Origin of the sequence: Nocardia blacklockiae (assembly GCF_015477355.1) — a bacterium.
GTDB classification, from domain to species: domain Bacteria; phylum Actinomycetota; class Actinomycetes; order Mycobacteriales; family Mycobacteriaceae; genus Nocardia; species Nocardia blacklockiae.
Window position 1 is genome coordinate 717,951 of the sequence record NZ_JADLRJ010000001.1, and the last position, 12,805, is coordinate 730,755.

General features: G+C 72.7%; 9 protein-coding genes. 2 read left to right on the top strand and 7 right to left on the bottom strand.

What is annotated here, in order from left to right; all coding sequences use genetic code 11:
- Nucleotides 1-95: 95 nt before the first annotated feature.
- Complete coding sequence (locus tag IU476_RS03175) at nt 96-1,118, top strand: helix-turn-helix transcriptional regulator (protein ID WP_195096262.1); 1,023 nt, start codon at nt 96-98, stop codon at nt 1,116-1,118.
- Here IU476_RS03175 and IU476_RS03180 read toward each other — a convergent pair.
- From IU476_RS03180 to IU476_RS03205, 6 genes are all read right to left on the bottom strand, one after another.
- Complete coding sequence (locus IU476_RS03180) at nt 1,090-2,433, bottom strand: FAD-binding oxidoreductase (RefSeq protein WP_195096264.1); 1,344 nt, start codon at nt 2,431-2,433, stop codon at nt 1,090-1,092. The genes IU476_RS03175 and IU476_RS03180 overlap by 29 nt on opposite strands.
- On the bottom strand, nt 2,430-3,434 hold the full coding sequence (locus tag IU476_RS03185) for a class I SAM-dependent methyltransferase (protein ID WP_195096266.1): 1,005 nt from the start codon (nt 3,432-3,434) through the stop codon (nt 2,430-2,432). Before IU476_RS03185 ends, IU476_RS03180 begins: the two co-directional genes overlap by 4 nt.
- A complete protein-coding gene (locus IU476_RS03190; protein ID WP_195096269.1) occupies nt 3,431-3,811 on the bottom strand; it encodes a RidA family protein in 381 nt (126 codons plus the stop codon). The genes IU476_RS03185 and IU476_RS03190 overlap by 4 nt, the downstream gene beginning before the upstream one ends.
- Complete coding sequence (locus IU476_RS03195) at nt 3,808-4,905, bottom strand: alpha-hydroxy acid oxidase (RefSeq protein WP_195096271.1); 1,098 nt, start codon at nt 4,903-4,905, stop codon at nt 3,808-3,810. The genes IU476_RS03190 and IU476_RS03195 overlap by 4 nt, the downstream gene beginning before the upstream one ends.
- Entirely contained in the window at nt 4,902-6,338 is a 1,437-nt protein-coding gene (locus tag IU476_RS03200; RefSeq protein WP_195096273.1) for an amino acid permease, read from the bottom strand. Before IU476_RS03200 ends, IU476_RS03195 begins: the two co-directional genes overlap by 4 nt.
- A 364-nt stretch (nt 6,339-6,702) precedes the next feature.
- Nucleotides 6,703-7,899, bottom strand: coding sequence for an MFS transporter (locus tag IU476_RS03205; RefSeq protein ID WP_195096275.1), 1,197 nt, complete (start codon nt 7,897-7,899; stop codon nt 6,703-6,705).
- Between the two features lie 88 nt (nt 7,900-7,987).
- On the opposite strand from IU476_RS03205, the gene IU476_RS03210 reads away from it, so the two are divergent.
- Nucleotides 7,988-8,575 carry a TetR family transcriptional regulator gene (locus tag IU476_RS03210; RefSeq protein ID WP_195096277.1) on the top strand — a complete coding sequence of 196 codons (588 nt, stop codon included), beginning with the start codon at nt 7,988-7,990 and terminating at the stop codon, nt 8,573-8,575.
- Nucleotides 8,576-8,581: 6 nt separating this feature from the next.
- Here IU476_RS03210 and IU476_RS03215 read toward each other — a convergent pair whose 3' ends face one another.
- Nucleotides 8,582-12,787: a TIGR02680 family protein gene (locus IU476_RS03215; protein ID WP_195096279.1), complete on the bottom strand. Its 4,206-nt coding sequence runs from the start codon at nt 12,785-12,787 to the stop codon at nt 8,582-8,584.
- Nucleotides 12,788-12,805 lie beyond the last annotated feature (18 nt).

Consider the following 12,805-nt stretch of genomic DNA (forward strand, 5'->3'; position numbering starts at 1 on the left):
AGGACTGATGGGTTCTCGCGTCTAGGACTGTGAGTTCTCGCGCGCAAGCGTATCTAGGACGATCCCGTTCCTAGATATGCGGCACAATCGCGAGCATGACCGACACTCCCGCACGCCTGCTCCGCCTTCTTTCCCTGTTGCAGACACCCAGGGAATGGCCGGGGAGCGAGCTGGCCGCGCGGCTGGGGGTGACCGACCGGACGGTGCGCCGCGATATCGATCGGCTGCGGGCGCTGGGCTATCCGATCGACGCGACGATGGGCGCGGCGGGCGGGTACCGGCTGGCCGCCGGGGCCGCGATGCCGCCGCTGCTGCTCGACGACGAGGAGGCGGTGGCGGTCGCCGTCGGACTGCGCGCGGCTGCGGGGCAGGCGGTCGCCGGAATCGAGGAGGCGTCGGTGCGGGCGCTGGCGAAACTGGAGCAGGTGCTGCCCGCCCGGCTGCGCCGCCGCGTGCGCGTGGTGAGCACCGCGACGGCGGCCGCCACCGGCACCGGGCCGCAAGCCGATCCGGAAACCTTGGGCGCATTGGCCGCCGCGGTGACCAACCGGGAGCGCGTGCGCTTCACCTATTGCGACGCCGCCGGTGCCGAGACGCGGCGGCACACCGAGCCGGCCGGACTGGCCGTGCGCGGCCGCCGCTGGTACCTGGTCGCCTACGACCTCGACCGCGACGGCTGGCGCAGCTTCCGCGTCGACCGTGTCGACCGCGCCCAGCCGACCGGCGCCCGCTACACCCCGCGCACCCTCCCCGCCGCCGACGCCGCGGCCTATCTCGCGGGCAACCGAACCGACTGGGGCACACCGGAATACCACGTCGACGTCACCATCCACGCCCCGGCACACCGTGTTTCGGGCCGGCTCGGCGAAACCTCCGATGCCCTGACCCCCACCGGCGAAGGGACCTGCCGACTGCGTGCCGCCCGCGACGACGACCCGCAGTGGCTTGCCGCCCGCCTCCTCGCCCTCGCCGCCCCCTTCGAGGTGCGCGAATCCCCGGAACTGCAAAGGGAACTGCGCACCCTCCGCGACATGATAGATCGCGCCCTGCCCACACCGGCCGCCGACGCCCAGCGTCGCGCGCCGCATGTCAGGCGTCGAGAATCTTGCCAGGATTGAGCAGCCCGAGCGGGTCGAGGGACCGCTTGATCGCCGCCATCACGTCCACCGCCGCGTCGTGCTCCGCGCGCAGGTACTCCTTCTTGGCCAGCCCGATGCCGTGCTCGCCGCTCGCCGTGCCGCCGACGGCGAGGGCATGCCGCACGACCTGATCCGAGAAACGCTGTGCCGCGGCGTAACTCGCGTCGGTGTAGGGCGCGACCGCGTGCACGTTGCCGTCGCCGATGTGCCCGGCCACACTCACGTCCAAGCCGAGTTCGGCGCCGAGCCGGGTGGCGGCGGCGACCGCTCCGGCGATGCGGGAGAACGGCACGGCGGTGTCGGTCACCAGGAACCGATGCCCGGGATGGCGCGCCTTCAGCGCGAAGAACAGCACATGCCGGTCCTCCCACAGCGCGTGCCGCTCGGTGTGGGTCCCGGCCCGGGCGAGGTCGAGCGCGCCGTACGTGCGGGAGACGCGCTGGATCTCGCCCTCGACGGAGTCGGCGGCCGCGGCCGAGGCGGCCTCCACATCGACGAAGAGCGCGGGCGACTCGGGATAGCTCGTCCCGCGAAAGGCGTTGACCGCCGCCATGCTTCGCGAGTCGACGAGTTCGAGCCGGCTGACCGGCAGGGCCAGCCCGAGCAGGTCCACGGCGGCGTCGACCGCGTCCTCGACGGCCGGGAACGAGATCCGCAGCGCGCGTACGAATTCGGGGATCGGGTGCAGGCGCACGGTGAGTTCGGTGACGATGCCCAGCGTGCCCGCGGACCCGATCAGCAGGTCCTTGAGCGCGTAGCCGCTCGCGGTCTTGCGCACCGCCCGGCCCAGCCGCGCCGCGGTGCCGTCGGCGAAGACCGCCTGCAGGGCAAGCACATTCGCGCGCATGCCGCCGTATCGGACGCCGGTGGTGCCGCTGGCGTTGGTGGCGGCCATGCCGCCGAGCGAGGCGTCCGCGCCGGGGTCCACGGTGAATTGCAGCCCGTGAGCGGCGGCGGCCGCGTTGAGTCGGGTCCGCGTGACGCCGGGCTGGACGGTCGCGGTGAAATCGCTCGGGGAGAGGTCCAGGATCACATCGGCTCTCGACAGGTCCAGCACCAGTTCGTCGCCGCGGGCGAGCAGATGCCCCTCCAGGCTGGTGCCCGCGCCGCGGGCGATGAGCGGCGTGCGGGTCCGCCGCGCCCAGTGGGTCATGGCCAGGACGTCGTCGAGACCGGCCGCGTAGGCGATGCCGCGCGGGCGGCGGCCGGGGCGGCCGGTCTCGTCGGCGGTGCACTGCTCGAGCACCCCGGGGCGGGTGTCGATCTCGAGCGGCGGGCGGTCGACGGTCGTCACCCGCGTTCCAGAATCGTGGTGACCAGCATGGTGTGGTCCTCCATGCGCCGGGTCACCGTCCAGCCGAGGGCGGCGAACGCGTCCTCGTACTCCTGCCGCGTCCACAAGCGCACGCCCGTGATGGCGTGGTAGATCTCGTAGGTCGGGGAGAACCAGGGCTGCTGCGTCCACTGCGGCGCCTCCAGCAGGTAGCCGTCGCCGATCACGAGCCGCCGCACGTTGGGGAACCAGTCCATCCACCCGCGCAGCACCGTGGCGATGCCCGCCCCGTCGCTGGCCAGCTGGTGGAGCAGGAAGAACGACATCGCGGTGGTGACGGAGTCGCGGTCCACGGCGTCGAGCCAGGCGGGCGGGCGCGGTCCGGGCTGCACCGAACCGGCCAGGAGTTCGACCCGGTCGTCGAGCCCGAGCCGCGCGAATTCGGCGGCGGCCGTGTCGATTACGCCCGCCTCGATATCGACGCCGACGAACCGTTCGCGCGCGGCCAGACCCGTCAGGGCCCGGATGCGGCCGGCGTCGGCGCAGCCGAGGTCGATGGTGCACCCGGGCGCGCCGGCGTCGATGGCGCGGCCGATGGTCTCGAAGATCTCCGGCCGGCGGCGGCCGATGTCGGTGCAGCCGCGCGCCACCTCGCCGGGTGCGGTGGCGGCGGGGATGTAGGCGCGGTGCGGACTGTCCGACAGCTGCCGGAAGGTCGGCTCCCACCCGCGCACCGCGACCCGGACGAAGCCGCGGTTCTTGCCGACGTCGTGTCCGGTGTGGGTGAGCTGGTAGCGGCGTCCGCGCCGGTGCAGGAACCCGGCGCGGATCAGCCCGTCGGCGACGGTCTGCTGGATGCCGGTGGTCGGCGCGATGGTCTCGCCGGCGAGAAGTGTTGCCCACCAGCCCCAGTCGTCGGCGGCGACGATGAGCTGGCCGGCGGTCTGGCCCTCGATGACGTCCCGGATGGTGAAGTCACCGACGGCGGAGTGCGAGGCTACGAGCGGTGTCACTGCGGTCATGATCGATCTTCCTGGTGCGCGGCGACGGCGATCGCCTGGATTTCGATGAGCAGCCCGTCGAGGGGCAGGGTGGAGACGAGGGTGGTCCGCGCCGGTGCGGCCGTGGCGAAATACTCGGAGAAGGCGGTGTTCCACGCCGGGAACCACCGCCGATCGGACAGGTGGCACTCGACTTTGAGCACGTGTGCGCGGGTGCTGCCCGCGGCGGCCAGGGCGCTGTCGAGCTGCCGGAACACCTCGGCGGCCTGCTCCTCGAACGAGGTCGCCGAGACGGTCGTGGTGGCGGGGTCGACCGCGGCCAGGCCGGAGGTGAACAGCAGCCCGGAAGCGCTGCGCGCCAAGGGGAAAGGCCGCGTGCCGCCGCCGTACGCGCTCACGGCTCGGCCCGCCCGATCCGGTGGCGGTCGATGTCGGCGATCGTCCGCGCGCCCGCCAGGATCATCAGCGTCCGCAGTTCCTCGGTGAGCAGCTCGAGCACTCGCGCCACCCCGGGCGCGCCGCCCGCCGCCAGCCCGTAGATCGCCGAGCGGCCGATGATCACGGCATCGGCGCCCAGGGCGAGCGCGAGGAAGATGTCGCTGCCGGTGCGGACGCCGCTGTCGAACAGGATCGGCAGCGCCGGGCCGACCGCGGCGCGCACGCCGGGGAGCATGGCCAGACTGGCCGGCGCCGGATCCACCTGGCGGCCACCGTGATTGGACACCACGATCGCCGCCGCCCCGAGCGCGGCGGCGCGCACGGCCGCCTCCGGGGTGAGGATGCCCTTGGCGATCCACGGCAGGCCGAAGCCGGTGGCGGCATCGGCCAGCCGGCTCCAATCCCACACGGTCCCACCGTGTCTGAGCAACTGGCCGAACACCTCCGCGACCCCGGGCGCGCCGTTCTCGCCGGTGAGGTTGCCCGCGAAGTACCGCAGGTCGGGGTCGAAGCGATTGCCCATATTGCGGGTGCGGAAGCCGCCGACCGGGCAGTCCACGGTGACGCACAGCGCCTCGAACCCGGCCCGCCGCACGCGCTCGGCCACGGCCGCGGCGTGCGCGAAGGGATGCAGTTGCGCGATGCGGGCCGCGGCGGGACCCGCATCGCGCACCTGCTCGTAGGAGAAGCTGCCGGCCTCCGGCACGATCGACAGCGCTCCGTGTTGCTGAGCGGCCCGGGCGACCGCGAGGTGCCCGTCGGGGTGGAACATGGCGTCGCCGCCGAACGGGGCGGTGAGCACGGGAGTTTCGAGGGGCAGGCCGAGAATCTCGGTGCGGGTGGACGGGTCGCCGACCCCGCTCATCGGCTCCGGCAGGATGCGCCAGCGATCGAACGCCTCCCGGTTGGCGCGCAGCGTGGTCTCCCGGCCCGCGCCGCCCTCCACGAAGTCCCAGACGTCGGCGGGCAGGGCCGCCGCGGCGGCGCGGTGGATCTCCTCGTGCGTGCCGAAGGCGACCCGGGTGGGGTAGAAGCTGTCGAGCTGGGCGGTCATGCGGCGCCTCCGGTGACGACGGTGCGGCGGCCGGCCACCGAGTGGCGGCGTCCGTAGGTGAGGTAGAGCGTGGCCCCGGCAGCCGTCCAGACCAGGAAGCGCAGCCAGGTGAGCGCCTCGAAAGTGGTTGCCAGCCACACGCATCCGGCGACGGCGGCGATCGGGACCACGGGCATGAGCGGCACCCGGAACGGCCGCGGCCGGTCCGGATCGGTCCGGCGCAGCAGCGCCACGCCCAGTGCCACGACGACGAAGGCGAACAGCGCCCCGATATTGACCAGCTCGGCCACGGTGTCGATCGGCAGCAGGCCCGCCACGACCGCGACCACCGCGCCCAGCACCAAGCTCAGCCGCACCGGCACGTGCCGGGCGCCGGTGTGCGACAGCGCCTTCGGCACCAGGCCGTCGCGGCTCATGGCGAACACGAGGCGGGTCTGGCCGTAGAACAGCATGAGCAGGCCCTTGGTGAGCGCGACCACCGAGGCCACCAGGATGACCTTGCCGATCCAGCCGGCCCCGATCGCCGCCAGCGCGGTCGCCACCGGCGCGGCGTTGTCGAGCGTGGAATACGGTGCTACGCCGATCAATACGGCGCTGACGGCCACATACAGCACCGTGGCGATCACCACCGAGCCGATGATGCCCCACGGCAGATCGCGGCGCGGGTCGCGCGTTTCCTCGGCGGAGGTGGCGACGATGTCGAAACCGAGATACGCGAAGAACGCGAGCGCCGCGCCGGCCGCGATGCCGTGCACGCCGAATGGCGCGAACGGCGTCCAATTCTCGGAATTAACATGCGGCGACCCCACGGCGACCACGAGGACCAGCACCCCGATCGTCAGCGCCACGAGTGTTTTCACCACCGCGGCGGCCACTTTCACCTCGAATACCAGGACGGCCACGAGCGCCGCGACGATGAGAACGGCGGGCAGGTTGACGACGCCGCCCTGCCCGGGCCCCGCCGTGATCGCCGTCGGCAGCGTGATGCCGAACAGAGAATCCAATGCGGCGGCGAACAATCCCGACCAGCCGATGGCCACCGCCGCCGCCGCGACCGCGTATTCGAGCAGTAGATTCCAGCCGACCAGAAATGCCGGGACCTCACCCATGGTGGAATAGGTGTAGGTATAAGCACTGCCGGACGCCGGTGTCATGGCGGCCAATTCGCTGTAGCACAGCGCCACCAGCACGCAGATGGCCCCGGCCAGCACGAACGACAGCATGATCGCGGGACCGGCCTTGGTGGCGGCCGCGACGCCGGTGGTCACGAAGATGCCCGCGCCGACGATCGCGCCGACGCCCATCGCGATCAGGTCGACGCGGCCGAGGCTGCGGACAAGGGCGCCGTCCGCGGACGCGGGGAATTCGGTATCGCGCAAGCGGAACGCGGCGGTCCGGCGCAGCGCGGAACCGGTCCTGGTGGGTGCTGCCATGGTGGAATCCATTCGCTGGGAATGTATTTCGAGTGATATGTATCGAGTTAAGCAGCCGTATTTTGTGTGCGGGTGAACTCGTGTAACGAAACCGTTTCCCGCAAGTCGTGAAAGATATTGCGGAACAGCAATATACGCGCAGGGAAATGCGGCCCGAGTGCCTGCTCGGGCTGGTTCGGCAACAGCTATGGGAATTGTCGGCGAATGTGCTGCCGCGAACGCGGCCGGGTGTCCTCGCCTTCTCGATATCGTTCCGGACCGTTGATTCGGACGAAATTGTGCCTGGCGCCCGCCGAATTGTTTTCGACACGGGCGCTCGGATTATGCGGAACCCGCCGGGCGGAAGACCCGGCCGAGTCGTCGCCTATTGCGGACGTGTGACGAAAGCCGCTGCGGCCGTCGCCGTCTCGCGCGCCTCCGTGGGGCCCGCGGCGCGCGCCGTTGCGCGCCGGCGGACGAGCGCGGTGGCGGCCGCGACCGCCACCAGGACCGCGGCGGCCGCGAGCACGGCGTCGCGCATCGACCCGAGCGTCGCCACGGCGCCGAACCCGACCGTCGCCACCGCGGCGCACAGGTAGGCGACCGTGGCGTAACGCGACGCGGCCCTCGCATGCCCGTCGGGCGGCGTGGCCGCGCTGACGATGCGCAACCCGCTGCGATAGGCGAGGCCCTGGCCGCACCCCGCGACCACCCCGCCGCACAGCAGCAGCGCCAGGTACGGCAACCAGGACACGGCGGCGGCCAGCGCGACACCGGCGACGATGATCACCTGCGCCGTCACCGGTTCCGCGACGAGCGCGTTCGGCGCCAGCACGCGCTGCGCCACCCACGCGCTCACCAGGTACAGCGTCACCGGCAACGCCAGCACCGCCAGGTTCGCCGTGCCGAGCAGCTCGGCGCCGTAGCTGGGCAGCAGCGCGACCACCAGCCCGGCCGACACCCACGCCGCGACGCCCGCGAGGTATCCGGCGAGCGGCGACTCCGAGCCCGGGGTCGGCGCCCGCCCGGCCGTCCCCGGCTCGGAGCGGGCCGGGGCGGCCCGGTCGGCCAGCACGGCCGCCGCGACGACGGTCAACGAGATCGCGTGCAGGACATAGACGGTCACGCCGGGCGCGGGCAGATACTGGGCGACGGCCGCGGCCGCGACGGTGCCGAGCGCGGACCCGAACACGGTGGCGCTGGCCATCGCGGTGCGGCCCCCTTCGCCGCGCCGCTCCAGGATCAGCCCCGCCAGCGAGCCCGTCACCAGCCCCACCGACAGCCCGGCGCAGACCCGCGCCAGGCAGGCCGGCCACGCCGAATGCGCCAGGGCCATCGCCACATCCGCGCCGACGCCGAACAGCGCGCCGACGCCGATCCGCCACCACCATCCGGCGCGGGACGGCGGCGTGCCGAGCGCCGACAGCGTCGGCGTCAGCGCGAACAGGTAGGCCGCGAAGATCACGGTGACGAGCAACGGCGCCAGCGCCCAGGCGTGCCGGTAGTACGGCATCATCCCGGTCGCGAGATTGGGTTGCGCCATGATCAGCACAAACAGCGCACCCGGAGCGACTGCCCGCATCGCACCCCCTAAGTGAGGAGATCTTCTCGACTAAGAATAGACAACTGAGAAGAACTTCTCTACTCGAGCGGTGGTGCAGGATGGTGAGGTGCCAGTGAACACCCGCAGCGACGCTCAGCGCAGTCGCCTGCTGCTGATCGATGCGGTCCAGAACCTGCTGCGATCCGGTCGCGTCGGTTTCTCGATTCCGGAGCTGGCCGCGGCGGCCGGGGTGGGGGTGGCGACGGCGTACCGGCACTTCCCGACGCCGCACGACGCCATGCAGGCCTTCCACCATCGGGCCATCGAACAGCTGATCGCCGCGCTGGCCGCGGTCGACCCCGGCCTGGAGCCGGTGCGGCGGTTCCACCGCTGCTGCGCCACCTGGGTCGAGCAGGCGACGCAGTGGGGCCCGGCCGTGCGATATGTGCGCAGCAGCAAGGGATTCGTCGAACGCCTCGCCGACGGCGACGACTCCATCACCGCGCTGTACGACCACCTCGCCGACGTGCTCGACGCCCTGGCCCGCGCGGGTAACACCACCGAACACGACCTTACCTACGCGGTCCTGTTGTGGATCACCATCTTCGACGAACGCGTCGTCTACGACCTCACCGAACACCGGCACTGGTCCGCGGCCGAGGTCACCGACCACCTCACCCGCGCGGTCGCGGGGGCGCTGGGCATCGCGGTGTGAGCGCGGTCAGGAACCGAGTTCCAAGGCCTCGTCGAAGGTGATGCCGCCCTCGACGGTGTGCGGGGTGCGCCGCCGGTTCGGCGAACCCAGCGCCGCGGTGAGGTCCGAGCCGTCGTGTTCGGCCAGCAGGTCCTTCGAATCCCACACCAGCAGCGTGCCGCTCACGGTGTTCTCGGCCGCCGAGTGCGCCAGGTCGTAGTGGGCGCAGGCCGGGACGTGGTCGTAGGTGATCCACAGGTCGTAGCCGGTCATGAACAGGTCCAGGTCGAAATCGACCGACAGGCCCAGCAATTCGCTGCGGCCGTTGTCGTCGACGCCGGCGAACGCCTCGTCGAGCGCCAGCAGGCGCGGGGCCTGCGGATCCGCGGAGTCCAGCATGACGTGCGCGGCCGCGAACAGCGGCAGGTGCAGCGACACCGACTGCTCGCCGCCGGACAGGGCGCTGTGGCGGGCCACCGTGAGCCGGTCCTCGGTGCCGTCGGCGGTGATCAGCGTGAACGAGAACACCCGCCAGGCGCGGTAATCCAAAGTGGTGGCGAGGATTTCGGGATACGAGCGCTCCGGGTGCGCGGCGCGCGCGGCCCGGATTTCGGCCGCGAAGTGCGCGCGGATCGTGGCCAGGTCCTCGGGGGCGAGGTCGGAGGCGTCGCGGTCGAGCAGCTTGCACACCGCGCGCGCGGACTCGGACAGGTTGTCGGCGAGCACCCAGTGCACGCCGATGGTGTTGCCCGAGGACATCCGGCGCTGCTTCATCTCGGTGCCCATCCGGGTGATGAGATCGCGGGCGTCGGAGGTGCGTTCGTGGATCTGCTGGGCCAGCCCCGTCAGCAGCGCGTCCTCGAGGATGCGGCGTTCGGCGTCGGTGAGCAGCAGCTCCTGGTCGGAGCGGGCGGCGGCGATGCGGTCGGCGAAATCGGCCAGCGCGGCGGCGCCCTGGTCGTCGTGCACCTGCACCACCGTGAGGCCGTCGGCGGCGTCCCACTGCAGCCGGTAGTCCTGGCGGGCGGCGGCCAGGGCCGCGTCGAACTCCTGCAGCGCCGCGGTGACGGCACTGCGGGTGGACTTGCGGGCGGCCTCGCCGGCCCGTACCGAACTCGTTGCGGCCGAGAGGTTCTCGAACAGCTCGTGCACCTCGTCCGGCAGCACCCGCGGGGGACCGCTGCCGGGCCCGGTCGTCTCGATCCGGTAGAGCAGCTGCTCTGGTGTGGACCAGGCCGCGTCGCTGCTGGGCCAGCGGCTGTCCGGGGGCGCGCCGAGCAGGCTCAGCAGATCCGGGCGGGCATAGGGCGCAAGGTGTTTCACGTCGGCGAGCAGTTCGGTGAGCGCGGTGCCGAGCGCGTCGTGCGCGGCCCGGTAGGCGCCCTCCGCGGTGCCCACGCCCTCGATGGCGTCGGCGGCGGCCTTGCGGGCCGCCTTCTGTTCCGCGCGGGCGGCGTCGATGCGCGCGCGGGCCTGGTCGAGTTCGCGGTCGATGTCGGCGGCGCCCGCGCCCAGCGCCTCGCGCAGCGTCTCCAGCTTGCGCAGCTGTTCCTCGTAACCGGCGCGGGCCGCCTCGGCCTCCTCGGCGAAAGCCTCGGCCAGGTCCCGGGATTCGGCGAGTCGGTCGTCGGCCTCGCGGGCACGCTCGTGCTCGCGCTGGTGGTCGCCGCGCAGCCGCAGCAGCGCGGTGCCGGTGTTCTCGAAGTGTCGGATCGCCGCGGCCAGCGCGTCGAGTTCGGCCGGGTCGCGCGGCGCTCGGTGCGCGGCGGCCACAGCACGCACCTTCTTGTCGGCGGCCGCGAACTCGGCGACCGCCTGGTCCAGGTCCCGCTCGGCCTGCGCCGCGGTCTCCGAGCGGGAGCGCAGCATGCCGGCGGCCTCGGCCACCGACCGCAGCGCCGCGGTGACGCCGTGGGTGCGCGGCAGCGCCTTGGCGGCGGCGGCGATCCGCGCCAATTCGGCGGTGGCGGCGGCTTCTTCGGCGCGGGCGTCGCGCTCGGCCTGCTCGGCGGCCTCGATGGCGGCGGCCAACTCGGCGAGCCGCAACTCACGGCGCCGGGCCCGCGCCGTGGCCCCGATGAACTCGGCGTGCGGTTTTGTATGGCGGCCCACCTGCACACCTTGGCGGAACCGGCCGTCACCGCCGACCGCGACCTGCCCGGCCGCCGCGAAACCGGTGTCGGAGAGGGCGATCGAGGACAGCACGTCGGCGACGGCTCGGTGGGGCACGGCGAGGTCGCCCGAATCCTCCTCGACGACGAGGACGTCGGCGAGGGTGCGCCCGGCCGGACGCGCCGATTCCGGCAGCGGGACCAGGAACAGGTCCGAATCGTGCGGCGGCGGTTCGTCGTCCGCGCACACCCAGCCGTCGAGCAGGTCGGCCGCCTGCAACGCGGCCTCGAGGCCGGCGGCCTGCTCGGGCCCGACATCGTCGGCGAAACGGACCAGCCGCCACAGCGGCGCGCCCGGCCGGCCCGCGCGGTCGTCGGTGCGGGCGGCGAAAGCCGGTGGGGCGTCGTCCTGTTCGGCCGCGACCTGGCCGTGCTCGGCGCGCAGCGTCGCGGCGCGTTCGGCGGCCTGCGCGGCGGCGGTCCGGGCGTGCTGGCGGCGGGCGCGGATCTCCTCGGTCAGTGGTTCGGTGCGTTCGGCGAGGACCTCGGCGAGGGTGGCGGCGTCGTCGGCGCCCGCCGCGCCGAGCGCCGCGTCCAGGGCCTCGAACAGGCCGGACCGCACGGGGGAGAGCACCTCGCGCTGCTCCTCCCACCAATCCCGCAGCGCCGCGGCGGTATTCGCGCGGGCGAGGGTGACCGCGGCCTCCGCCTCGGCCAGCGCGGCGGTGGCGGCGTCGCGCTGCTCGACGGCGCGCTGGGCGGCGCGTTCGGTGCGGGCGCGGTCGGCGGCGGCGGTGTCGACCAGGGTGAGGGCCTGGCGGACCGCGCGCACGTCGGCGTCGCGCTCCTCGGCGTGGCCGCGCACGGTGGTGGTGAGCTGTTCGGCGCGAGCCTGTTCGGGCAGGGCCGACCAGGCGATCCCGGCCTCCTCGGCGGCGGCGCGCAGCTCGTCCTCGCCGCGGGACAGGGCGGCGGCGGCGGATTCGGCGGCGGCGCGGCCGCGTTCGGCCTCCCCGGCGCGCTGGTCGACCGCCTGCTGCGCCTTGGTCGCCTTGTCGCGGTGCACGGCCGCGGAGGTCTCCAGGCGGCGCACCGCGTCGGCGAGGTCGTCGAGCTGCTGTTTGCCCTCGTAGGCGCTGGAGCGCTGCAAGGTCTCCCGGTCGGCGAGGGCCTGCTCGTAAGCGCGGTCGGCCTCCTCTGCCCGCACCTCGGCGGCCGCCCGCTCGCTCTCGCGACGCTCGCGCAGCGTGGTGGCGGCGAACAGTGCCGTACTGCTGTGGGTGACGGTCTCCAGCCGGGCGCGCACCTGCTCGACGTCCGACTTCGCCTGCACGCCCAGGTATTTGCGGTAGACGTCGACGAAGGCGCGGGTGGCGGTGTCGGCCTGCACCAGGCCCTCGAGGGTGCGCCCCACCTCCTCCATATCGCTGAAGGAGCGGGCGGCGTCGAGGATCAGCTGATCGTCGAGCGGGCGCAGGCCGTCGGTGAGGGCCTGCGACAGGCCGCGCGGGTCCAGGTTCTTGGCCAGCTGCGGGCGACGCAGCGTGAGGATGAGGTTGATCAGCTGGTCGTAGCGCTGCAACCCGAGGCCGAACATGCGCGCGTCGATGGCGGCGCGGTAGTCGACCGGCCGGTCGGTGATCGCGTCGGTGCCGATCTGCTCGGCGAGCTGCTTGCGGGTCAGCGGGCGGTCGTCGCCGCCGATGAGCGAGAAGTCCACGCCCACTCGGCCGTCGGCGACGAAATACCAGCGCGTCACCTTGTCCGAGGAGCGGGTGGCGCGCATGCCGATGCCGACCGTGACGACCTCCGGATCGTCCCAGTGCCCGCGCGCGAACTCCATCCACACATACGAGTACGCCGATTCCTGCTTGCGGTACAACAGGTTCGACTTCATCGTCCGTTCCTCGCCGGCGAACGGGTTCAGCCGCCGCGGCTCGATGCGCCCGTCGAACACGAACGGGAACAACACCTCGAGCGCCTTGGTCTTGCCCGACCCGTTGGGCCCGCGCAGCACCAGGCGGCCGTCGGCGAAACAGAACTCCTGGTCGCGGTAGTCCCAGAGATTGATGATGCCCGCCCGGGTGGGGACGAACCGCACGCCGCCATGAATGGACCCCATCAGCTCAGCCGTCCCCTT

Excerpts from the sequence above, each read along its gene's own strand:
- IU476_RS03175 (WP_195096262.1), top strand. The coding sequence starts at position 96 with ATGACCGACACTCCCGCACGCCTGCTCCGCCTTCTTTCCCTGTTGCAG.
- IU476_RS03185 (WP_195096266.1), bottom strand. The coding sequence starts at position 3,434 with ATGACCGCAGTGACACCGCTCGTAGCCTCGCACTCCGCCGTCGGTGAC.
- IU476_RS03195 (WP_195096271.1), bottom strand. The coding sequence starts at position 4,905 with ATGACCGCCCAGCTCGACAGCTTCTACCCCACCCGGGTCGCCTTCGGC.
- IU476_RS03200 (WP_195096273.1), bottom strand. The coding sequence starts at position 6,338 with ATGGCAGCACCCACCAGGACCGGTTCCGCGCTGCGCCGGACCGCCGCG.
- IU476_RS03205 (WP_195096275.1), bottom strand. The coding sequence starts at position 7,899 with ATGCGGGCAGTCGCTCCGGGTGCGCTGTTTGTGCTGATCATGGCGCAA.
- IU476_RS03215 (WP_195096279.1), bottom strand. The coding sequence starts at position 12,787 with ATGGGGTCCATTCATGGCGGCGTGCGGTTCGTCCCCACCCGGGCGGGC.